At 40.2% G+C, this 21824-nt stretch carries 24 protein-coding genes; 12 read left to right on the plus strand and 12 right to left on the minus strand.

All coding sequences use genetic code 11. The features are described 5' to 3' along the window. Positions 1-10: 10 nt before the first annotated feature. Positions 11-1807, minus strand: a complete 1797-nt coding sequence (gene lepA, locus HMPREF3020_RS07505; RefSeq protein WP_049362389.1) for a translation elongation factor 4 — start codon at positions 1805-1807, stop codon at positions 11-13. Positions 1808-1975: 168 nt separating this feature from the next. Further along, entirely contained in the window at positions 1976-2359 is a 384-nt protein-coding gene (grcA, locus tag HMPREF3020_RS07510; protein ID WP_005697846.1) for an autonomous glycyl radical cofactor GrcA, read from the minus strand. A gap of 250 nt (positions 2360-2609) precedes the next feature. Here grcA and ung point away from each other — a divergent pair, with 250 nt between their 5' ends. After that, positions 2610-3284: a uracil-DNA glycosylase gene (ung, locus tag HMPREF3020_RS07515; protein WP_257282558.1), complete on the plus strand. Its 675-nt coding sequence runs from the start codon at positions 2610-2612 to the stop codon at positions 3282-3284. Here the strand turns inward: ung and tadA are convergent. The 6 genes from tadA to ampD form a co-directional block, all read right to left on the minus strand. Then, positions 3281-3799, minus strand: a complete 519-nt coding sequence (gene tadA, locus HMPREF3020_RS07520) for a tRNA adenosine(34) deaminase TadA (protein WP_143422670.1) — start codon at positions 3797-3799, stop codon at positions 3281-3283. The two genes, ung and tadA, sit on opposite strands and share 4 nt — an antisense overlap. A gap of 9 nt (positions 3800-3808) precedes the next feature. After that, complete coding sequence (locus HMPREF3020_RS07525) at positions 3809-4660, minus strand: thymidylate synthase (RefSeq protein ID WP_049364941.1); 852 nt, start codon at positions 4658-4660, stop codon at positions 3809-3811. Positions 4661-4669: 9 nt separating this feature from the next. After that, positions 4670-5479, minus strand: coding sequence for a prolipoprotein diacylglyceryl transferase (gene lgt, locus HMPREF3020_RS07530; RefSeq protein WP_070776079.1), 810 nt, complete (start codon positions 5477-5479; stop codon positions 4670-4672). 8 nt (positions 5480-5487) lie between these two features. Continuing rightward, complete coding sequence (locus HMPREF3020_RS07535) at positions 5488-6282, minus strand: sulfite exporter TauE/SafE family protein (protein ID WP_070776080.1); 795 nt, start codon at positions 6280-6282, stop codon at positions 5488-5490. Next, positions 6282-6875, minus strand: a complete 594-nt coding sequence (rppH, locus tag HMPREF3020_RS07540; RefSeq protein ID WP_049384519.1) for an RNA pyrophosphohydrolase — start codon at positions 6873-6875, stop codon at positions 6282-6284. The genes HMPREF3020_RS07535 and rppH overlap by 1 nt, the downstream gene beginning before the upstream one ends. Positions 6876-7359: 484 nt before the next feature. Next, positions 7360-7923 (minus strand): 1,6-anhydro-N-acetylmuramyl-L-alanine amidase AmpD, encoded by a 564-nt coding sequence (gene ampD, locus HMPREF3020_RS07545; RefSeq protein ID WP_049371639.1) that lies wholly within the window; start codon positions 7921-7923, stop codon positions 7360-7362. Between the two features lie 142 nt (positions 7924-8065). On the opposite strand from ampD, the gene HMPREF3020_RS07550 reads away from it, so the two are divergent. The 8 genes from HMPREF3020_RS07550 (at position 8066) to rhlB (ending at position 14337) form a co-directional block, all read left to right on the plus strand. After that, on the plus strand, positions 8066-8509 hold the full coding sequence (locus HMPREF3020_RS07550; RefSeq protein WP_070776081.1) for a prepilin-type N-terminal cleavage/methylation domain-containing protein: 444 nt from the start codon (positions 8066-8068) through the stop codon (positions 8507-8509). A gap of 6 nt (positions 8510-8515) precedes the next feature. Next, the gene (locus HMPREF3020_RS07555; protein ID WP_070776082.1) at positions 8516-9895 is read left to right on the plus strand and encodes a GspE/PulE family protein; all 1380 of its coding nucleotides are present in this window, start codon (positions 8516-8518) and stop codon (positions 9893-9895) included. 8 nt (positions 9896-9903) lie between these two features. Next, positions 9904-11127 carry a type II secretion system F family protein gene (locus tag HMPREF3020_RS07560; RefSeq protein WP_070776083.1) on the plus strand — a complete coding sequence of 408 codons (1224 nt, stop codon included), beginning with the start codon at positions 9904-9906 and terminating at the stop codon, positions 11125-11127. Then, positions 11124-11801 (plus strand): prepilin peptidase, encoded by a 678-nt coding sequence (locus tag HMPREF3020_RS07565; protein WP_070776084.1) that lies wholly within the window; start codon positions 11124-11126, stop codon positions 11799-11801. Before HMPREF3020_RS07560 ends, HMPREF3020_RS07565 begins: the two co-directional genes overlap by 4 nt. Positions 11802-11889: 88 nt before the next feature. Further along, positions 11890-12510: a dephospho-CoA kinase gene (gene coaE, locus HMPREF3020_RS07570; protein WP_070776085.1), complete on the plus strand. Its 621-nt coding sequence runs from the start codon at positions 11890-11892 to the stop codon at positions 12508-12510. Next, positions 12503-12709 carry a DNA gyrase inhibitor YacG gene (gene yacG / locus HMPREF3020_RS07575; RefSeq protein ID WP_005695505.1) on the plus strand — a complete coding sequence of 69 codons (207 nt, stop codon included), beginning with the start codon at positions 12503-12505 and terminating at the stop codon, positions 12707-12709. The genes coaE and yacG overlap by 8 nt, the downstream gene beginning before the upstream one ends. Then, positions 12706-12987, plus strand: a complete 282-nt coding sequence (locus HMPREF3020_RS07580) for a GNAT family N-acetyltransferase (protein ID WP_049357723.1) — start codon at positions 12706-12708, stop codon at positions 12985-12987. Before yacG ends, HMPREF3020_RS07580 begins: the two co-directional genes overlap by 4 nt. Before the next feature lie 90 nt (positions 12988-13077). Further along, positions 13078-14337, plus strand: a complete 1260-nt coding sequence (rhlB, locus tag HMPREF3020_RS07585; RefSeq protein ID WP_070776274.1) for an ATP-dependent RNA helicase RhlB — start codon at positions 13078-13080, stop codon at positions 14335-14337. A 40-nt stretch (positions 14338-14377) separates the two neighbouring features. Here rhlB and mreD read toward each other — a convergent pair whose 3' ends face one another. The 4 genes from mreD to HMPREF3020_RS07605 form a co-directional block, all read right to left on the minus strand. Then, positions 14378-14866, minus strand: a complete 489-nt coding sequence (gene mreD / locus HMPREF3020_RS07590) for a rod shape-determining protein MreD (RefSeq protein WP_049364929.1) — start codon at positions 14864-14866, stop codon at positions 14378-14380. Next, complete coding sequence (gene mreC / locus HMPREF3020_RS07595) at positions 14866-15930, minus strand: rod shape-determining protein MreC (protein WP_049372834.1); 1065 nt, start codon at positions 15928-15930, stop codon at positions 14866-14868. The genes mreD and mreC overlap by 1 nt, the downstream gene beginning before the upstream one ends. Positions 15931-16016: 86 nt before the next feature. After that, a complete protein-coding gene (locus HMPREF3020_RS07600; RefSeq protein WP_014064069.1) occupies positions 16017-17072 on the minus strand; it encodes a rod shape-determining protein in 1056 nt (351 codons plus the stop codon). Positions 17073-17243: 171 nt separating this feature from the next. Next, positions 17244-19034 carry an ABC transporter ATP-binding protein/permease gene (locus HMPREF3020_RS07605; RefSeq protein ID WP_070776086.1) on the minus strand — a complete coding sequence of 597 codons (1791 nt, stop codon included), beginning with the start codon at positions 19032-19034 and terminating at the stop codon, positions 17244-17246. A gap of 165 nt (positions 19035-19199) precedes the next feature. Here HMPREF3020_RS07605 and HMPREF3020_RS07610 point away from each other — a divergent pair, with 165 nt between their 5' ends. From HMPREF3020_RS07610 to rlmH, 3 genes are all read left to right on the plus strand, one after another. Then, positions 19200-20852, plus strand: coding sequence for a putative transporter (locus HMPREF3020_RS07610; protein ID WP_070776087.1), 1653 nt, complete (start codon positions 19200-19202; stop codon positions 20850-20852). A gap of 152 nt (positions 20853-21004) precedes the next feature. Next, on the plus strand, positions 21005-21313 hold the full coding sequence (gene rsfS / locus HMPREF3020_RS07615; protein WP_070776088.1) for a ribosome silencing factor: 309 nt from the start codon (positions 21005-21007) through the stop codon (positions 21311-21313). Positions 21314-21352: 39 nt separating this feature from the next. Beyond that, positions 21353-21820 carry a 23S rRNA (pseudouridine(1915)-N(3))-methyltransferase RlmH gene (rlmH, locus tag HMPREF3020_RS07620; RefSeq protein ID WP_070776089.1) on the plus strand — a complete coding sequence of 156 codons (468 nt, stop codon included), beginning with the start codon at positions 21353-21355 and terminating at the stop codon, positions 21818-21820. Positions 21821-21824: the final 4 nt, after the last annotated feature.

Genomic DNA, 21824 nt, shown 5'->3' on the forward strand with positions numbered 1-21824 from the left:
CTCTACTTTCCTATTTATCTTTACCAACATGTAAGATCGCTAAAAACGCTTCTTGCGGTACTTCCACGTTACCTAAAGATTTCATTCGTTTTTTACCTTCTTTCTGTTTCTGTAAGAGTTTTTTCTTACGGCTCACGTCACCACCATAACATTTTGCTAATACGTTTTTACGCAATTGTTTTACCGTTGAACGCGCAATAATGTGGTTGCCAATCGCGGCTTGGATCGCGATATCAAATTGTTGACGTGGAATCAGTTCACGCATTTTTTCAACTAATTCACGACCACGATAAGGGGCATTATCCTTATGAACAATTAATGCTAACGCATCAACACGATCACCATTGATCATGATATCCACGCGCACCATGTCTGCTGCTTGGAAACGTTTGAAACCATAATCCAAAGACGCATAACCACGTGATGTTGATTTCAAGCGGTCAAAGAAATCTAAGACTACTTCGCCCATTGGAATTTCATAGGTTAACGCAATTTGGTTACCGTGATACACCATATTGGTTTGTACACCACGTTTTTCCACACAAAGGGTGATGACATTTCCTAAGAATTCTTGTGGCACGAGCATATTACACTCTGCAATTGGCTCACGAATTTCCGCAATATTATTTAATGGTGGCAGTTTTGATGGACTATCCACATAAACCACTTCACCATTGGTCATTTCAACTTCATAAATTACAGTTGGTGCTGTGGTAATCAAATCAAGATCATATTCACGTTCTAAACGCTCTTGAATGATCTCCATGTGTAAAAGCCCCAAGAAGCCACAACGGAAACCAAAACCTAAAGCCGTTGAGTTTTCAGGCTCATAGAACAGCGATGCATCGTTTAAGCTTAATTTTCCTAGCGCATCACGGAAAGCCTCATAATCGTCAGAGCTAACAGGGAATAAACCAGCATAAACCTGCGGTTTTACTTTCTTAAAACCTGGCAATACATGGCTTGCTGGATTGTGTTGATGCGTTAAGGTATCCCCTACTGGTGCCCCTAAAATATCTTTAATCGCACAAACAACCCAACCTACTTCGCCGGTATTTAATACAGTCGTATCCACTTGTTTTGGCGTGAAAATACCTAGACGATCGACGTTGTAAGCTTGCCCGGTGGACATTACTTTGATTTTGTCACCTTTACGCAACACACCATTCTTAATACGAACCAATGACACCACACCTAAATAGTTATCGAACCAAGAGTCAATAATCAAGGCTTGTAACGGTGCATCAGGATCACCTTCTGGCGCAGGAATTTTCGCAACAATTTCTTCTAATACATCTTCAATACCCACACCGGTTTTCGCCGAACAACGTACCGCTTCCATCGCATCAATACCAACGATATCTTCAATTTCTTCTGCAACACGTTCAGGATCTGCGGCCGGTAAATCGATTTTGTTTAAGATCGGTACCACTTCTAAATCCATTTCAATGGCGGTATAACAGTTCGCCAGGGTTTGAGCTTCTACGCCTTGTCCTGCATCCACAACTAACAATGCCCCTTCACAAGCCGCAAGAGAACGAGATACTTCATAAGAGAAGTCCACGTGTCCTGGCGTATCGATAAAGTTTAATTGGTAAGTTTCACCGTCCTTCGCTTGATAATTTAAGGTTACACTTTGCGCTTTAATGGTAATACCGCGCTCACGCTCAAGATCCATGGAATCCAATACCTGCGCTTCCATTTCACGATCTGAAAGACCGCCACAGGTCTGAATTAATCGGTCAGAAAGGGTCGATTTACCGTGGTCAATATGGGCAATAATAGAAAAGTTGCGAATATTCTTCATAAATAGATTAGTTTTCTCAAAAATCATTAAATTTAACTGGCGGATTGTACCTGAAAAGCGTGGAAATCGCTAGGGATGAAAGGGAAAAGTGCGGTCAAATTTTCAAACCTTTTAGATAAAACAAAACCCCGAATTACTTCGGGGTTTCTTTTTTCATTCAAACTGAAATTATAGGCTTTCCGTGAAAGTACGAGTAATAACGTCGCGTTGTTGTTCTGGTGTTAAAGAGTTGAAACGTACTGCGTAACCAGAAACACGGATAGTTAATTGCGGGTATTTATCCGGGTTGTTTACTGCATCTTCTAACGTTTCACGACGTAATACGTTTACGTTTAAGTGTTGACCACCTTCAACTTTAACTGTTGGTGCTACGTTTACCGGTAATTCACGGTATTCGATTTGGCCTAATTCGCTCACTGCTACTACTTGGTCTTCTGCAAATTCAGCTTTTGCACATAAACAACGAGCTTCGTTTTTTTCGCTGTCTAATAACCAGAATGAGTTTAAAAGATTGTCATTTGCTGCTTGAGTAATTTGAATACCTTTGATCATAAAGTGCCTCCTAATTTGGCGGTTGTATATTTATTAAACTGTGCAAATTTTATCAAACTATTTGAAGAATTCAATTAATTTTGACCTAAAACAGGTTCTTTTTTCTGACTAATTTTTAAAAATTGATCTAGATTAAAGTTTCAGCCACAGCAAGGCCTCAATACATCCTCGCTCTTAACAAAATATTAACACAACTCTCAGATAAAGCCTTTCTAAGCAATTTCATTTATAATGTGCTCAAGCTTATCCAATAAGGAAATACAGAATGAAAACCTGGACAGATGTTATCGGTCAAGAGAAAGAAAAACCTTACTTTAAACACATTCTACAACAAGTCCATCAAGAGCGACTCGCGGGGAAAACCATTTACCCACCGCAAGACGAAGTGTTTAATGCCTTTAAATATACGGCATTTGATGAGGTAAAAGTCGTCATTTTAGGACAGGATCCCTATCATGGCCCAAATCAAGCGCACGGTTTAGCTTTTTCGGTGAAACCTGAGGTTGCAATTCCCCCTTCTCTACTGAATATGTACAAAGAATTGGCTAACGACATTCCAGGTTTTAAAATGCCAAATCATGGCTACTTAGTGAAATGGGCAGAGCAAGGTGTACTGCTGCTTAACACCGTGCTGACCGTAGAACGTGGCATGGCTCATTCACACGCTAAATTTGGTTGGGAAGTTTTTACAGATCAAGTGATTGCAGCACTTAATGAACATCGTGAAAAAGTCGTATTTTTACTTTGGGGAAGTCATGCGCAGAAAAAAGGGCAATTTATTGATCGCAATCGTCATTATGTTTTAACCGCACCGCACCCTTCTCCACTTTCGGCACATCGTGGTTTTCTAGGATGTCATCATTTTTCTAAAACTAACGAATATTTAAAACAAAATGGTTTAAGTGAAATTGATTGGCAAGTTTAAGATTGCGACTCAACATCAAGCGGGAGACTCTTTTCCCGCTTTTCTTCTTTTTTCTGCTCTCGTCTTTTTTTGAAAAAATCACTCAATTTCTGACCGCACTTTTCTGCGAGCACGCCAGACGTAATTTCTAACGTATGATTCATTTTATAATCATCAAAGAAATGAAAGCGAGAACCTACTGCCCCGGTTTTATAATCTGATGCACCGAAGACTAATCGTTTAATACGGCTATGTAAAATCGCGCCGGCACACATCGTACAAGGTTCTAGTGTGACATAGAGTGTGGTATTGAGTAGACGATAATTTTGAATATTTTGCGCTGCGTTACGCAATGCGACAATTTCAGCGTGAGCGGTTGGATCATTTTCAATGATAGATAAATTCCAGCCTTCACCGAGAATATTTCCTTCATCATCCACCAACACTGCCCCGACAGGAATCTCACCGAGCGCTTCTGCACGATCGGCAAGCATCAGAGCGTGTTGCATAAATTTCTCATCTAAATCTGACCGCACTTTGAATGCCTAAACAGAGAAAGGATATTTGATTGGTTCGTGAGATTGATAACCCACCACCTTGAAATCATCCATCGTTACCCAAGTCTCAAGATCTTCAAGAGTTTTAATATCAGGATTAATTTCTAATTGTGGTGACGGGAATGGTTCACGTTTTAATTGCACATCACGCATTAACTCAAGTTGGTCTTCATAAATATGCGCATTTACAATTTTATGATATGCCTTACCCGGTTTATTGCCAGTAATTTGCGCCATTAATGCAAGGAAAGTAAAAACTTGAATTTGATTGAAATTTAAGCCAAGTGGCACATCACAAGAACGCTGATAGCTAGTTAAGTGCAATGTATCGCCCACTAAGGAGAAGGTGTGTGTGTGCATGCAAGGACGCAAACAACCCAGATCAAATTCACCCGGATTAAAGAAAGTCAGGATCTCACCGCGGTCATCGATACCTCGACTTAAATTATTCACAATTTTACGAAGTTGATCGATGGTTTCGCCATTCGGTTTACGCCATGCTCTACCTTGCACACCATAGACGCGGCCCATATCATCGGTGCCTTTACGGTGTGGATTGGCAAGCCAAGCGGCATTTTCATTGGCATTGGCATCCCATGTTTTGGTGCCAAGTTTACGGAAATCTGCCGCATTATCATAACCACGGATATAGCCTAAAAACTCCGCAATTGCCGCTTTCCAATAGCTTTTTCGCGTGGTAATTAAGGGGAATTGATTATTAGCAACATCATATTCTAAATCCGCATTAATCACTGTAAGGCAACGCTTACCAGTACGCTCATTAGCAACCCACTCACCTTCATTTACAATACGTCGGCAAAGATCTAAATATTGTTTCATAAAAACTCCTTACTGATGAACCGCACTTTTAGAGCGATTGTATGCCCATGCCATAATTAACCCACCGCCAATAATCATCGGCAAACAAAGCGCTTGTCCACGAGTCATGATGCCTAAGAAAGATTCCACTTCAGGCTCACGGACATATTCAACGATAAAACGGAAAATCCCGTAACCAACAAGGAATAATCCTGCTACCGAACCTACAGGACGAGGCTTTTTAATAAAGACATTCAGAATAATAAACAGCACGAAACCTTCTAAGAACGCCTCATAAAGCTGTGAAGGATGGCGAGGTAATAACAATGGATCATTTGGGAAAATCATGGCCCAAGGGACATCTGTTTCTCGTCCCCAAAGTTCTAAATTGATGAAATTACCAATTCGTCCCATCCCTAAGCCAAATGGAATCAAGGGCGCCACAAAATCTGCCGTTTGCCAAAAGCTTCTTTTTTGAGAATAAGAGGTCCAAATCATTGAGATAATCACCCCAATTAATCCACCATGGAATGACATTCCCCCTTCCCAAACATGAAATAAATACAGCGGATCTTGTACAAAATGATCGAAATTATAGAAGAAAACATCCCCAATGCGACCACCTAAGAACACGCCCATAAAGCCATTAAAAAGTAACGTATCCACTTGATCGACTGTCCAACCACTATTTGGTTGATTGGCACGACGAACCGCTAGCCAACGAGCAAAGATAAAGCCTAATAAATACATTAAACCATACCAACGCAACCCTATATTGCTATTACCAAAAGTGAAAATAGTCGGATCAAAATGCGGAAGCATCAAAAATTCTGAATTCATAACATTCCTTATTTAATAAACATATCAACTGCGATCGCAATTAATAGCAAGGCAAAGCCTTTTTTCAAGGTTGGGACAGGGAGTTTGGAGGTTGCTGTTGCCCCTAGTTTAGAAGTGAAGAATGAAGTGCCCGTAATACCAAGCACGGCAGGCAAATAAACATAACCTAGGGAATAATCTGGCATGGAAGGATTACCCCAACCACTCACCATAAAGCTAAACATGCCTGATAAACCAAGAAGTGCCCCACAGAATGCAGAAGAACCGATAGATTTTTTCATATCAATCCCGCGGGAATTTAAAAATGGCACGATAAAACCACCACCGCCAACGCCTGCTGCACTTGATGCCATCCCAATTAAAATACCACCGATAACAGATGCTTGTGTTGTTAAAGGTTTGGTTTTCCCTGTGTTTTTCTTAATAGAAATCACCATTTTTGCCGCTAAATATACGACTAAACAGGCAAAGATTTTGGCTGATACATCACGATCAAGTTTGCCAATAAACAAACCAGAGATAAAGACCGAGATCATCACCATCGGTGCCAATACTTTCACGGCACTCCAGACTATATTACCTAGTTTATGATGACGCTGTGCAGAAGAAAATCCAGTAATCACAATGGTTGCAAATGAAGTCCCTAATGCGGTAGACATCAGCAAGGGTTCAGGTACGCCTACCATCGGCAATAAATAAACCAAGGTAGGGACGATAATTAACCCACCACCAATGCCAAATAATCCCGCAAGAAAACCAACCACAGACCCGACAAGCAAACAAAGTAAAATAAAAGTGAGCATTATTGCCCCCTTGATTTATAAAACGAACGTTTTTGATATTTAGAAGAACCATTTTTACGCGGCGCATGATAAGGTTTATTTGTCTCATGCTCTTGCGAATTTTCAAGCAATGTTTTTTCGTTGCCAAACATCACTTGGGCAAACTCTTTCATCGCTTTGCGATAAACATCTTTCTTAAAGGACACAACCTGACGTACGGGATACCAAAAACTTACCCAACGCCAACCATCAAATTCTGGTGATTTTGTTGTGTTCATATTAATATTTTTTTCATCCCCCACTAATTGCAACAAAAACCAACGTTGTTTTTGCCCAATACACACGGGTTTGCTGTCATAACGCAGCAATCTTTTCGGCAGCTTATAACGCAACCAATGTTTAGACGCGTAAAGCACCTTCACATCTTTGGGTTGCAAACCAACCTCTTCATATAATTCACGATACATGGCTTGTTCGGCACTTTCATTATCGTTAATTCCACCTTGCGGGAATTGCCACGAATTCTGCCCGTATCGTTTAGCCCAAAGCACCTGCCCTTTGCGATTACAAATGACAATGCCTACATTTGGACGGTAGCCATCAAAATCGATCACTATCGTTCACCTTAAATTTTGTACAAAAATAATTTGCAGATTGTTTCATAAATTCGCTTTTTTATCAACTGAATGGGCATATTTACCCTATTGTGGATAACTCTGTGGGTAACACTTGGATAGTCTAAATTTAACTGTGTATAAAAATTAAAAACCGCTTTTCACACTTCATTTTTTTCATTTTTGCATAACCTTTAATCAAAAATTTTCCAAAAAAAATGACCGCACTTTTTCTCATCAAAGTGCGGTCAAAAATTCAGCCATTTTTTAGTTTAAACATTCCTGGCTTGGTGAAGAAATAACAGCTGTGAGTTATTCAATATTTCTGTGGATAAAATTGTGATTGAGCAAATGGTGACTGTTGCATAACTCTTCTTAGCATTTTACCATAGAGCTTTGATGAAAAATTTTATCTTTAATTTCATAAAGATAACGCTTATTCACAGAAATCATCTTATTCACATTCAAGTAAAAATTTTAGTGGTTATTTTTCATCCAAGCCTTTTTTGACTAACGCTAAATAGCGTTCCCATTCAAAATATTGACCTGGATCGATCTTACGACCAGGCGAAATATCGCAATGCCCAACGATACGATCGAGCGTTATTTTCGGGTAAGCTTGCATGATATCTCGTGTTAATGCAGCAAGCACTTGGTATTGCTCCGCTGTAAAAGGTTGTTCATTACTGCCCTCTAGCTCAATCCCAATCGCAAAATCATTACATTTATCCCGTCCTTCAAAGCAAGAAAGCCCCGCATGCCATGCTCTATCATTGAAACTAACGTACTGTGTCACCTTGCCATCCCGTTCAATTAAACAATGGGCAGACACGCGAAATTGATAAATTTCCTCAAAATAGGGATGGATGGTTGGATCGAGTTTACCTTGGAAAAAATCATCTACATATCCACCACCAAATTGTTCTGGCGGCAAACTGATGTAATGAATGACGAGTAATGAAATATCCTCTACATCAGGACGTTCATCAAAATGTGGTGAAATCACTTTTCTTGCCTGGCTTAACCAGCCATTTTTTATCTTATTCATCTGTTTTTCTGCGATTAAATTTTATTTTTACGATCGAGATCGCAAAAGAAGTGCGGTCAGTTTCACTTTCATTTTTCCCTTTTACACAATGTTGCAGCCAATCCTGGCATTTTTTTATTCAACCAAAAGGAAATTTAATTTAATGAAACTCACTTTTTCTAAACCTTTACATAAAGGTTTTACGTTAATTGAATTGATGATCGTGATTGCGATTATTGCTATTCTCGCAACGATCGCCATTCCGTCTTATCAAAATTATACCAAAAAAGCAGCTATCTCCGAATTGTTACAAGCTTCTGCACCTTATAAATCTGATGTGGAACTATGTATCTATAGCACCAATGCCCCAACAAACTGTTCAGGTGGCTCAAATGGCATTGCAGCAGATATCACTACCGCAAAAGGCTATGTCAAATCCATCACCACGAAATCAGGTGTGATTACGGTGACAGGAAATGGTGCATTGGATGGGATCAGTTATTCTTTAACGGCGACAGGCTCAACCTCATCAGGTGTTACCTGGACAACCGCCTGCCCAAGCAATGCGGATTTATTCCCTGCGGGTTTCTGCTCTCCTACCAAATAGCGAAACATGGCCTATCAAGCAGTCGCAAAAAATGGCGAGATTTATCATATCTCGCCACAATATTGGCAACAAAACCAACAGCAACAAGCTTTGCTGCTGCGTTACTTTGCGCTCCCTCTTAAAGAAGACGAACACCATTTATGGCTTGCGGTGGATTCGCTGAATAATCTTGCGGCTTGTGAAACCTTTGCTTTTTTAAGTGGAAAATTGGTTGAACCGATTTTATTTGAAACGACTCAACTCAAGCAACTTTTACAATCCCTTGCACCTAAAGCCAATCAAATAGAAGAACAAACGACGTTTTATCATCATTCTGAAGATGAAAACACGGCTAATTTATCTCATGAAGATGAACCTGTTATTCAATTATTAAACAGTATTTTTGAAACCGCCCTACAAAAAAATGCCTCCGATATTCATTTAGAAACTCAGCCAAATGGGCTCTTAATTCGTTTACGTATTGATGGCGTACTCCAACCACAGCCAGTAATCAGTAAAGCACTCGCTAATCGTGTAATTTCTCGTTTAAAACTCTTAGCCAAACTGGATATCAGTGAAACTCGATTACCACAAGATGGTCGCTTTCAATTCAAAACCACATTCTCCGATATTTTAGATTTCCGCCTTTCTACCTTGCCCACGCATTGGGGAGAAAAAGCGGTATTACGATTACAACAAAATAAACCTGTTCAATTAAGTTTTGCTGAACTTGGCATGACACAAAACCAACAAAATCAATTTCAACATGCACTCAGCCAACCTCAAGGTTTAATTCTGGTGACTGGACCAACGGGAAGCGGAAAAAGTATCTCGCTTTATACCGCACTTCAATGGCTCAATACGCCAGATAAACATATTATGACGGCAGAAGATCCCGTTGAAATTGAATTAGAAGGCATTATTCAAACTCAAGTAAATCCGCAAATCGGTTTAGATTTTAGCCGATTACTTCGTACATTTTTACGACAAGATCCCGACATTATTATGCTTGGTGAAATTCGAGATGAAGAAAGTGCATTGATGGCATTAAGAGCGGCTCAAACAGGTCATCTAGTGCTTTCTACCTTGCATACCAATGATGCCATCTCAGCCATTTCACGCTTGCAACAATTAGGCATTCAATCTCACGAAATTGAAAACAGTCTCTTATTAGTTATCGCACAACGATTGGTACGCAAACGTTGCTTAAAGTGCGGTCAACATTTTGGTAATTCTTGTGATTGCCATCAGGGGTATCAAGGCCGTATTGGGGTATATCAATTTTTACAATGCGAAAACAACCGTTACCAAACTGATTTCGATTCACTTTATCAAAGCGCGTTAGAAAAAGTGAAAGATCGCATCACTGATCTCGCCGAAATTCAACGCGTGTTAGGTAAAAAATAGGTATCACTATGGCAAAGCAAAAACTCTTTTATTTTCAAGCCTATGATCAGCGACAACAATGGCAAAAAGGCAGTCTGGTTGCCCAATCTAAACAAGCTGCACAATTCCAGTTAATCGCAAAAGGTTTTAGCCACATTCGCTTGCAACAAGATTGGCAACTGAATCAGAAACCTAAAAATGCTGAGATCAGTGCTTTATTAAATCAGTTAGCTACACTACTCAGCTCTGCCATTCCATTAAAAAATGCATTGCACATTTTGCAAGATAACTGCACGCAATTGGGATTGCATCAGTGGCTTGGCGTCTTAATTGAGTTAATTGAAAGTGGTCTTCCGTTTTCGCAAAGCTTGGAAATTCAAGGAAAGTATTTAAACTTTCAGGAGATTCAACTTATTCAAGTTGGAGAAATGACAGGAAAACTGGCGGAGGTATGCACTAAAATCGCAGAACGTCGAACGCAATCATTAACGCTTCAACGCAAATTGCAAAAAATTATGCTTTATCCTGCCATGGTATTAGGTATTTCGCTTTCACTTACGTTGATTTTATTACTCTTCGTTGTACCACAATTTGCTGAAATGTATGGCGAAAACTCAGCTGAGTTACCTACATTAACTGCCGTATTATTAGCCATGTCTCAATTCCTACAACATCATTTTATTTCATTGATGATTATCTGTATTTTCGCTCTTTTTATGCTGAAGATGGCATTAAAACATTCTCTTTGGTTAAATCAAAAAAAGAATGCGCTGATTAGTCGCATGCCGATTTGGGGCAATATCATTTGCCTTTCTCGCTTAATCAGTTTTAGCCATAACCTGCAATTAATGCTTCAATCAGGAGTGGCATTAACGCCAGCCTTAAATAGCTTCCTACCCAAACAACAAACCTGGCAAACACAACGTACCTTAAAAGGTGATATTCTGCTACAACAAGAAGTGCGGTCAATTTTACAGTGGGTTTCTCAAGGTTACCCATTTTCAGAAAGTGTCAGTAGCCATCTTTTTCCAATAGAAGCGCAGCAAATGCTACAAATTGGAGAGAAAAGTGGAAAACTTGCGTTGATGTTGCGCCATATTGCTGATAACTATCAAGAAAAGCTCAATCATCAAATTGATTTACTTTCTCAACTGCTAGAACCTTTAATGATGCTCATCATTGGTAGTTTAATTGGTATTATTATGATGGGTATGTATCTGCCGATTTTCAATATGGGATCGGTAATCCAATGATGATATTAGCCTTTTTCTTATTAGGTGGTTTAGCGGGCATCTTTGCTTGGCTTTATATTGATCATTTTATCCCTAATCTCCAACAAGAAATTTATCAGAACTATATCGAACTTTACTCTGAAAACAGACCCATTTTCCATAGCGAAAAAGCAGCCATTCAATCTCAAAAGTGCGGTCATATTTTCCTTTATTTTTTAGGGTTTGGACTCTGTTTTGCTGCACTCTATTATTTTCTTCAGGATGAATTATTTACTTTATGGCTCGCGATTACGCTTAGTCTCATCTTTGTTATCAGTTGGATAGACTGGCATTATCAACTGATTTCACCTACACCTTGCCTATTTTTATTTTTCCTAGGGCTATTCGGCGCACATCAAGAATTTTCAATTCTGACGATTTCTCAAAGTTTAGAAAGTGCGGTTAGTTTTTTCTGTGTTTTTTATATCATCTACCATTTGTCTAAATGGTTTTATAAGAAGGAAGCGTTAGGCCGTGGCGATTATTGGCTCGCTTTAGGAATCGGCACTTATCTCAACATCGAATACTTACCACTTTTCTTATTCATTGCCTGTTTATTAGGCATCATAGTCTATTGGATTTCTCGTCAGCCCGTTTTACCTTTCGCGCCCTTTCTTTGCTTATCTTTAATCATCACCAGTGCAATAAGCCTATAAATGTAATATATTGGCAACATTGAAAAATATTGTGTTTAAGGGGTAGATGTAAAACATCCTCCCCTTAAATCAAAGGGCAAGGAATATCATGACTTATATTGTGGGCCTCACTGGCGGCATCGGTAGTGGAAAAAGCACGATTGCAAATCTCTTTGTTGAACTTGGTATTCCCATTGTTGATGCAGATATTGTGGCAAGAGAAGTGGTTGAAAAAGGCTCGCCGCTGCTTGGTCAAATTGCTGAGCACTTTGGAAAATTAATTCTGACTGAAGAGGGAGAATTAAATCGAGCTGAGCTACGAAAAAAAGTATTTGCAGACGAAAATGAAAAAAACTGGCTCAATCATTTATTACATCCTGCTATTCGCGAAAGAATGTTAGCGCAGTTAAATGCTCAGACCGCTCCTTATAGCTTGTTTGTCGTTCCACTGCTTATTGAAAACAAGCTCACCACGCTTTGCGATCGCGTGCTTGTTGTCGATGTTAAGCCCGAAACTCAGCTTGCTCGTGCATCATCGAGAGATCATAATAATCTTCAGCAAATTCAAGCTATTATGAATGCACAAGTCAGCCGAGAAGAAAGATTAAAATGGGCGGATGATATCATTTCAAATGATGCAAAATTGCCAGAAAACTTACCGCACTTAAAACAAAAAGTGCTAGAATTGCACCAATTTTATTTAAGTGAATCGAGAAATAAAAATGTCTGATGAAATTTTTGAAGTCCCTTGCCCGACATGCCAAAAGCCCGTGCCTTGGACACAGGAAAGTCAATTTCGCCCTTTTTGCAGCAAACGTTGCCAACTCATTGATTTAGGCGAATGGGCTGCAGAAGAAAAAGCCATTCCAAGTGATACTGCTGATTTTGCCATGGATCCCAATCTCAGTGATGAATGGAGTATCAAATGAGTCTTCAGCATCACGACAATGGTAAACAGGGAGAGTTTTTCTTACTCGATGAGCAAGGCAAGAAAATCGCGAAACTCACCTATTTTTATGAAACACCCGACACCATTAATGCTAATCACACGTTTGTTGATGATTCTCTTCGTGGACAAGGTGTGGCAGACAAACTCTATCAAGCCTTAATTCATTTTATCCAGGCTAAAAAGCTGACATTGCACCCAACTTGTAGCTATATTGCAAGAAAATGGGAACGAACCCAATCTTCTCAATCCCAAGCTTAAACCTATTAATAAGCATTTTATTTTTAAGGATATTTTTCCAACTTCGTGGTATCCTTAGCCCCATTTATTTCTGAGAACCTGTTATTTATTATGCAAGAAAATTATTTAAGTCAGCAGCGGTTTGCTGATCTTCCATTACATCCTATCGTACAAAAAGCCCTACAAGACAAGGGATTTGAATATTGCACCCCTATTCAAGCGTTATCGTTACCTATTACCTTACAAGGAAAAGATGTTGCTGGCCAAGCGCAAACCGGCACTGGTAAAACAATGGCATTTTTAACGGCAACATTTCATCATTTATTAACGCATCAACCTGATTTTGCTACCAATCAACCCCGTGCTTTAATTCTTGCTCCAACCCGTGAACTGGCTGTACAAATTAATCATGATGCTGAGTTATTAGCGAAAACAAGTGGATTACGAACCGCACTGGCTTATGGTGGTGATGGCTATGATAAACAACTTAAAGCGATTGAAGCAGGTGTGGATATTTTAATTGGTACCACTGGTCGTGTGATTGACTATGTGAAACAAGGCATTATTCGTTTAGATGATATCCAAGTCGTAGTATTAGACGAAGCGGATCGTATGTTTGATTTAGGTTTCATTCGTGATATTCGTTATTTATTACGTAAATGTCCTTCTCCGCAAGAACGACTCACCATGCTCTTTTCTGCAACGCTCTCTTACAAAGTGCGTGAACTTGCCTTTGAAGATATGAATTCCCCAGAATACATTGAAATTGAACCAGAACAAAAAACGGGGCATCGAATTAAAGAGGAACTATTCTATCCCTCAAATGAAGACAAAATTCCTCTCTTGCTCACGTTAATGGAAGAGGAATGGCCAGAGCGTTGCATTGTTTTTGCGAATACTAAACATAAATGTGAAGAAATTTGGGGCTATTTAGCCGCAGATGGTCATCGAGTAGGATTACTCACGGGTGATGTAGCACAGAAAAAACGTCTTTCATTGCTCAAACAATTTACCGATGGTGAACTCGATGTTATCGTCGCAACCGATGTGGCCGCGCGTGGATTACATATTTCAGATGTGACACACGTCTTTAACTTTGATTTACCTGATGATCGAGAAGATTATGTTCACCGCATTGGCCGTACTGGTCGAGCGGGTGAAAGTGGTGTGTCTATCAGCTTTGCTTGTGAAGAATATGCGATGAATTTACCGGCAATTGAAGAATACATTGGTCATTCTATTCCCGTCAGTCAATATGACCCGAATTCATTGATTAGTGATATTCCAAAACCTTATCGTTTAAAACGCAATCCTACGCCTCAAACGAGAAATATTACGACGAGAAAAACAAACTACCGTCGTAAAAACTAAAAAGAAAAGCTGATGAACCTCTTCATCAGCTTTTTTATGATTAATGCAATCCGACCCGTCGACGTGCAGTACGCATCAATAAGAATACCCACGGCCATAATACGCCTGATGCAATGGCACCAAAGATTTCCTGCCAGTTAAAGAATGCTCCATGTAACGAGAATTCAACCAAGAAAATAGCCACTCGAATGGCAAAAACGAAAAGAAGGACCAATAAACTTTGAAACCAAAGGGAAAGATTGCGCAACATTAAGTAATATTTGGAAACAAAATAGAAGGCGACAGAAAGCACTAATGCATGCACGCCTAGAATAGAGCCTAGCACAATATCCCATAAAACCCCGAGTAAAAACGCCCAACCAATGCTTACTCTATCAGGTAAAGCAAGGGTCCAGTAAAGCAAGACTAAAATCAACCAAGAAGGTTTAAAGGCTTGAAAGCCTGCTGGCCATGGTGCTAACTCCATCACTAATGCTACAACAAAGAAGCATAAAATGGTCGCCCATTGAAAAATAAAACGCCCTTGCATTAGTCTTCATCCCTATGTTCTTGTTGATCTGGAGAAACCGGTTCCTCTTGTTGAGGCATTGTGGTTGGAATTTCAGGATCTACGATTTCTTTTCCTGTATGCGGTTGAGTGCTATCCGCTTGGTCATCCGTAATTTTGGTTTTACTCACAGAATGTGTCGCTTCATGAGCTTGACTTTCCAAACGTTGCTGTACTAAACGACGCACTTCTTCTGGTGACATGGATTTCACTTTCGACATATCAAGATTGCTCGGCCAGAGTAAAAGCAAATAACGTAAACGATCTAATTCAGCTAAAGGTTTTGCTTTCACTGTTGCAAAATAATTAGAACCATCGCGAGACACACTTTGTACGACTGCCACAGGATAGCCTTCTACAAAGCGACCGCCTAAACCGGAAGTCACCAATAAATCGCCTTTTTCAATATCCACGGAACGAGGCACATTATCTAAAGTAAGTTCATCAGAGTGTCCTGTACCACTCGCGATCACGCGTACATCATTACGTAAAACTTGCACTGGTATAGAATGGGTTACATCCGTTAAAAGCAAGACTCGGCTGGTGTTCTCACCCACAGATATAATCTGACCAATCATTCCTTTTTCATCAATAACAGGCTGACCGACATAAGCCCCATCACGTTCCCCTTGATTGATCACCACTTGCTGACGATAGACATCGGTTTCAGCGGTGAGCACTTCAGCAATTTTTTTGTATTCATCGGTGCGTAAAGGCGAATTAAGTAGTAAACGAAGACGTTGGTTTTCTACCTTAAGTTGATCCAATAATAAAAGATCGGCATTTTTCTCACGCAATTGCTCACGCAATACTTTATTTTCAATGAGTAACTTATTGGTATCCACCAAGTTGCTTGATACTCCATCTAGAACTGTTCTTGGCCCATTCGCAAGGTAATACAATCCTCCAACGGCAGTTTCCATGACACTGCGCGCCTTCGTCATTGATGAAGTTTGTCCATCAACTAAAATGAGTGTCATAGAAGCAATCACCGCTAATGCTAGTCGGATACCTAATGGTGGTGCTTTACCAAAAATGGGTTTCATTCACTGTCCTAGGGTTAAAAGGAAAAGTGCGGTCAAAAAATCAGACGAATTAAAAACGCCGATTTTTCTGACCGCACTTTTAGAGATTAAATTTCGTCGCTAAAAATATCGCCGCCGTGCATATCAATCATTTCGATTGCTTCACCGCCACCACGAGCTACGCAAGTTAATGGTTCTTCTGCGATGATTGCCGGTACACCACATTCTTTTGATAACAACACATCAATGTTGCGTAATAAGGCACCACCACCTGTTAACACCATACCGCGTTCAAAAATATCTGCTGCGTGTTCTGGTTGGCATTCTTCAAGTGCTGTGCGTACTGCTGCAACAATACCATTTAATGGTTGTTGAAGAGCTTCTTGTACATCACGAGAGGTTAGTTTGAATGAGCGAGGCGCACCTTCAGCAAGGTTATGACCGTGCACTTCCATTTCTAAAATTTCATCACCTTCTTGAATGTAAGCTGAACCAATTTCGTGCTTGATACGCTCTGCAGTTGGCTCACCGATAACAGAACCAAAAGTACGACGAACATAAGAAATGATTGCTTCATCAAAACGGTCACCACCGATACGTACCGAAGATGAGTACACAATACCGTTTAAAGAAATCACTGCCACTTCAGTGGTACCACCACCGATATCAATGACCATTGAACCGATCGCTGTCGAAACCGGCAAGTTTGCGCCGATTGCTGCCGCCATTGGCTCTTCAATTAAATAGACTTCACGCGCACCTGCACCTAATGCTGATTCTTTAATTGCACGACGTTCAACTTGAGTTGCACCAGCCGGTACACAAACGAGTACGCGTGGGCTTGGACGCATAAAGTTACCACTATGTACTTGTTTAATAAAATATTGCAACATTTTTTCAGTTACAGAGAAATCAGCAATTACGCCATCTTTCATCGGACGAATAGCTACAATGCTTTTTGGTGTACGACCAAGCATTTGTTTTGCTTCTTTACCTACTGCCGCAATGCTTTTGTATGCGCCCATACGGTCTTGACGAATTGCCACTACTGAAGGCTCATCAAGTACGATACCTTGGCCTTTCACGTAAATTAATGTATTTGCTGTACCTAGATCGATAGAAAGATCGTTTGAAAATAAACCACGAATTTTTTTGAATAACATAAGAATTCCGTCATTAGTTTGGTGAAAAATCACTCATTTCTGAGCATAGAAAAAAATTGTGCTAAATGTACCAAAAAATCGAGCTTGATAACAGGATTTTTTGCCTTGATCCTCTACACTTACCTCGCTATTTTTTCTAACAAGGTAAGTGCGGTCAATTTTAGTGGTATTTTATGCCTGATTTCGATCGGTGAATTGCCACTTACCGTTACCTAAAATCATCAATTGTTGCTGATGGAAAGCCTGCAAGGTTGAACGATGCCCCACACTGATAACCGTTGTATTAGGTAAGCGTTCTTTTAACAGACGATACATCGAATCTTCTAAACCTTCATCCATACTCGCCGTGGCTTCGTCCAGAAAGGCGACTTTCGGTTTGTGTAACAGCAAACGAGCAAAAGCCAAACGTTGTTGCTCACCTAGCGAAAGAATTCGTGTCCAATCTTGCTCTAGATCTAAACGATCTTGTAAATGCCCTAAAGACACTTGTTTTAACACCTCAATCATCTCATCACGATTAAAGTCCTTTTCTTCATTCGGATAAGCCAGTGCCGTTAACAAACTACCTTGCGGTAAATAAGGCTTTTGCGATAAGAAAAGTTGGTGAGCTGGACAATATACATCTCCTTCGGAATACGCCCAAAGCCCTGCTACAGTTCTCAACAACGTGGTTTTACCCACGCCTGAATTACCTTGAATTAATAGGGTTGAACCTTGTGGCAACGTCAAATTTAAATTCTCAATTAAGGTTTTTCCAAATGGATTACTGATGCTCAAATCCTTAAAGATCACGTCAGTTTCATGTTCGTGTAAATGGGAAGTAGATTGACGATTTGCCATATCAATCGCATAACTAAAGCCCGTTAAACGATCTAATGTGGCTTTGTATCCGGCAAAACCATCGTAAGAATTACGGAAGAACGAAAGATTTGAATGCAACTTACCAAATACTTGTAGCGTTTGCATCAGATCGCCGAGTTTAATTTGTTTCTCAAAATAACGCCCCACTTGAATTAACAAAGGGAACACAACAGAAACTTGGCTTACTACTAGGTTAAAACCAGAGAATTTTAAGGTTCGATAAACAATATCCCACATGTTATTGATCACCGCACCGAATTGTTTATAAAGTTGGCTGCTCTCAACTTTCTCACCCGCATAAAATGCCACACTTTCCGCATATTCTTTGATACGAATTAAAGAATAACGATAGTTAGCGTTTAAGCGTTCGTTGACGAAATTCAGCATAATTAACGGACGCCCTAAACGGAATGCAATCGCGGTAGTGATAATCACATAAGCAAATACCAAGAACACCATCATGCGTGGAATTTCAGTACCAAATACCATCATTGGTCCCGCTAATCCCCACAATAAGATCGTATAAGAAATCATGGAGGTGACGGCATCTATCACCCCAGTACTTAAAGAGAGCGTGGTTCGCACATAGGATTGCACATCTTGTTGAATACGTTGATCGGGGTTATCTAAGTTAGCGGAAACATACTGCGTTTTGTAGTACGCGCGATTATTCATCCATTTATCGACTAGCTGACCATTCAACCATTCGATCCAATCAATAGAAAAACGTTGCTCTAAATAATAACTTAGCAATGCAGCAATCACTGAGCTTGTCGCAATCACACAAAACAGCACCATTTGATCCCAAAACACAGGTTCATTAAATTCCTGCAAGGATGTGTACATATTGTTATACCACTCAGAATGGACCAAGCTAATACGTACACTGACTAATGTCATCGCTACAATTAATAAGAAAAATAGCAAAGGTTTAATACTTCGACGTGGTGAAAGATACCCACCCGCAAATTGCCAAAATTGTTTACCCCAGTGGGTAAAACGGACTAATAAGAAAATACCAAAGCTAAACACGACAGCCGTCATCGCTAGTGTTTTTACTATCCATAAAAGCGAATTAATGGCCTCTTGAGCGTAATCCATAATCAACCTATAAAATCAAAAAAGTGCGGTCATTTTAGGCGGTGTTTATTTTTAAGCAAGAAAAAATGTGATGGAGATAACATTTTTTGACTTTGTCACAAGCGGGTAAGAAATCTAATTGATATAATCCAAAATAGTTAAATTTTTAATAAATTAGAGGTCGGTATGAGTGAAACTGCGATTACCATTAGTTTGCTTGCCCTCGTCGCCGTGATTGGCCTATGGATCGGGCATTTTAAAATTAAAGGTGTAGGCCTGGGTATTGGGGGCGTGCTATTTGGTGGGATTTTAGTTGCCCATTTTACCACCCAATATGGCATTAAATTAGATAGCCATACATTACATTTCGTGCAAGAGTTCGGCTTAATTCTGTTTGTTTATACGATTGGTATTCAAGTGGGCCCGGGCTTTTTTGCTTCCTTACGAAAATCAGGCTTAACCTTAAATGGATTAGGCATTTTAATCGTTGCACTTGGTGCAGTGGTGACAATTCTCATTTATAAGCTTGCGGATATTCCTCTTGATGTCGCGCTTGGTATTTACTCCGGTGCGGTCACCAATACCCCATCTCTCGGTGCGGGTCAGCAAATTCTTTCTGAATTAGGCATGTCGCAAACGACGTCTAACATGGGGATGGCCTATGCAATGGCTTATCCTTTTGGAATTTGTGGCATTTTACTTTCTATGTGGCTTATTCGTCTTTTCTTTAAAATTAAAGTGGATGAGGAAGCAGCAAATTTTGAAAAAGAAAGTGGTCATGACAAAGAAGCACTCAAAAGCATGTCTCTGAAAGTCACCAATACTAATCTCAATGGTATCCATTTGATTGAAATTCCAGGTTTTGATGATGAAGATGTCGTCTGCTCTCGTTTGAAACGGGGTGAGCTTGTTATTGTGCCGAAAGCAGATACCGATGTTCAAATTGGGGATATTTTACATTTGGTCGGCAATCCTGAAGGCTTGAAAAAAATGCACCTTATCATTGGGGAAGAAGTTGATATCCCGGTAGCAAGCTTGAGTGGCGAAATTCGTTCTGAGCGCGTGGTCGTCACCAATGAAAAAGTACTCGGAAAACAAATTCGTCATCTTGGTATTCATCAAAAATATGGTGTAGTCATTTCGCGTTTAAACCGTGCAGGTGTGGAATTGGTACCAACTGCCCATACTACCCTTCAATTTGGTGACGTATTACACATGGTTGGAAAAACTGACATTCTCAACCAAGCCATTTCAGTGATCGGGAATGCGAAACAAAAACTGCTACAAGTACAAATGTTGCCAGTGTTTATTGGGATTGGCTTAGGGGTATTACTCGGCTCCATTCCTTTCTATATTCCAGGTTTCCCTGTGGCATTAAAATTAGGGCTAGCAGGCGGACCGTTAGTCGTCGCATTGATCTTGGCTCGAATTGGCTCTATCGGAAAACTCTACTGGTTTATGCCACCGAGTGCGAACTTGGCATTGCGCGAAATTGGTATTGTGCTCTTCCTTGCTGTAGTCGGTTTAAAATCTGGCGGTAGCTTTGTGGACACACTCACCAATGGTTCCGGTCTTGAATGGATGGGCTACGGTATTTTCATCACTCTTGTACCATTAATGATTGTAGGTATCATTGCACGTTTATATGTAAAATTAAATTATCTTTCTCTTTGTGGCCTGTTAGCGGGGTCGATGACGGATCCACCAGCACTTGCTTTCGCCAATGAACTGAAAGAAGGAAGCGGTGCCGCTGCACTCTCCTATGCGACAGTCTATCCGCTCACCATGTTCTTACGGATCATTTCACCGCAATTATTAGCCATTCTTTTATGGGTTTAATACCCTTTCAAACTTGGGGCAGAATAACTGCCCCAATATTCATGCTAAGCACTACGACAGCCATAAAACAATTCAAATAAAATCTGCCCCAAGCCTACCACTTTCCCTCATTCAATGATAGAATTCATCGCTTTATTTAGATAGGAAAAGAAATGTCATTAGTTGAATTTGTAATTGACAAACTCGATGATTTAAAAGGCACCGAAATTGTGCATTTTGATGTAAAAGGCAAATCATCGATTACTGAAAATATGATTATTTGTACCGGTACATCGAGCCGCCAAGTCGCAGCTATGGCCGATAACCTTATCGCAGAATGTAAAAAAGCCGGTTATGAAACCTTTGGTGAAGAAGGTCGCAATACCGCAGATTGGATCGTGGTTGATCTCGGTCAAACCATCGTTCACATTATGCAGCACGATGCACGTGAAATGTATCAATTAGAAAAACTTTGGGCATAAAGTGCGGTCAATTTTGATGGTGTTTTAAAAGGGAAAAGGATGAAAATCACATTAATTGCAGTGGGCACCAAAATGCCGGCTTGGGTTACCACCGGATTTGAAGAATACCAACGTCGTTTTCCTAAAGACATGCCTTTTGAACTCATTGAAATCCCTGCAGGCAAGCGTGGAAAAAATGCAGATATTAAACGTATTTTAGAACAGGAAGGCAAAGCGATGCTCTCAGCTTGCGGAAAAGGCAAAGTAGTCACATTAGATATCCCTGGCAAACCTTGGACAACACCACAACTTGCTGAGCAATTAGAGGGTTGGAAAAATGATGGTCGTGATGTGTACTTGCTTATTGGCGGGCCCGAAGGCTTATCCCCTGAATGCAAAGCGGTAGCAGAACAAAGTTGGTCACTTTCACCACTCACACTTCCCCATCCGTTAGTGCGAGTTGTGGTGGCAGAAAGTTTATACCGCGCGTGGTCACTGACGACAAACCACCCTTATCACAGAGAATAACGTA

The sequence above is a fragment of the Haemophilus sp. HMSC068C11 genome, from assembly GCF_001815355.1.
Taxonomy (GTDB): Bacteria; Pseudomonadota; Gammaproteobacteria; order Enterobacterales; family Pasteurellaceae; genus Haemophilus_D.

Excerpts from the sequence above, each read along its gene's own strand:
- lepA (WP_049362389.1), bottom strand. The coding sequence starts at position 1,807 with ATGAAGAATATTCGCAACTTTTCTATTATTGCCCATATTGACCACGGT.
- grcA (WP_005697846.1), bottom strand. The coding sequence starts at position 2,359 with ATGATCAAAGGTATTCAAATTACTCAAGCAGCAAATGACAATCTTTTA.
- HMPREF3020_RS07525 (WP_049364941.1), bottom strand. The coding sequence starts at position 4,660 with ATGAAACAATATTTAGATCTTTGCCGACGTATTGTAAATGAAGGTGAG.
- lgt (WP_070776079.1), bottom strand. The coding sequence starts at position 5,479 with ATGAATTCAGAATTTTTGATGCTTCCGCATTTTGATCCGACTATTTTC.
- HMPREF3020_RS07535 (WP_070776080.1), bottom strand. The coding sequence starts at position 6,282 with ATGCTCACTTTTATTTTACTTTGTTTGCTTGTCGGGTCTGTGGTTGGT.
- ampD (WP_049371639.1), bottom strand. The coding sequence starts at position 7,923 with ATGAATAAGATAAAAAATGGCTGGTTAAGCCAGGCAAGAAAAGTGATT.
- HMPREF3020_RS07550 (WP_070776081.1), top strand. The coding sequence starts at position 8,066 with ATGAAACTCACTTTTTCTAAACCTTTACATAAAGGTTTTACGTTAATT.
- HMPREF3020_RS07555 (WP_070776082.1), top strand. The coding sequence starts at position 8,516 with ATGGCCTATCAAGCAGTCGCAAAAAATGGCGAGATTTATCATATCTCG.
- HMPREF3020_RS07560 (WP_070776083.1), top strand. The coding sequence starts at position 9,904 with ATGGCAAAGCAAAAACTCTTTTATTTTCAAGCCTATGATCAGCGACAA.
- HMPREF3020_RS07565 (WP_070776084.1), top strand. The coding sequence starts at position 11,124 with ATGATGATATTAGCCTTTTTCTTATTAGGTGGTTTAGCGGGCATCTTT.
- coaE (WP_070776085.1), top strand. The coding sequence starts at position 11,890 with ATGACTTATATTGTGGGCCTCACTGGCGGCATCGGTAGTGGAAAAAGC.
- yacG (WP_005695505.1), top strand. The coding sequence starts at position 12,503 with ATGTCTGATGAAATTTTTGAAGTCCCTTGCCCGACATGCCAAAAGCCC.
- HMPREF3020_RS07580 (WP_049357723.1), top strand. The coding sequence starts at position 12,706 with ATGAGTCTTCAGCATCACGACAATGGTAAACAGGGAGAGTTTTTCTTA.
- rhlB (WP_070776274.1), top strand. The coding sequence starts at position 13,078 with ATGCAAGAAAATTATTTAAGTCAGCAGCGGTTTGCTGATCTTCCATTA.
- mreD (WP_049364929.1), bottom strand. The coding sequence starts at position 14,866 with ATGCAAGGGCGTTTTATTTTTCAATGGGCGACCATTTTATGCTTCTTT.
- mreC (WP_049372834.1), bottom strand. The coding sequence starts at position 15,930 with ATGAAACCCATTTTTGGTAAAGCACCACCATTAGGTATCCGACTAGCA.
- HMPREF3020_RS07600 (WP_014064069.1), bottom strand. The coding sequence starts at position 17,072 with ATGTTATTCAAAAAAATTCGTGGTTTATTTTCAAACGATCTTTCTATC.
- HMPREF3020_RS07605 (WP_070776086.1), bottom strand. The coding sequence starts at position 19,034 with ATGGATTACGCTCAAGAGGCCATTAATTCGCTTTTATGGATAGTAAAA.
- HMPREF3020_RS07610 (WP_070776087.1), top strand. The coding sequence starts at position 19,200 with ATGAGTGAAACTGCGATTACCATTAGTTTGCTTGCCCTCGTCGCCGTG.
- rsfS (WP_070776088.1), top strand. The coding sequence starts at position 21,005 with ATGTCATTAGTTGAATTTGTAATTGACAAACTCGATGATTTAAAAGGC.
- rlmH (WP_070776089.1), top strand. The coding sequence starts at position 21,353 with ATGAAAATCACATTAATTGCAGTGGGCACCAAAATGCCGGCTTGGGTT.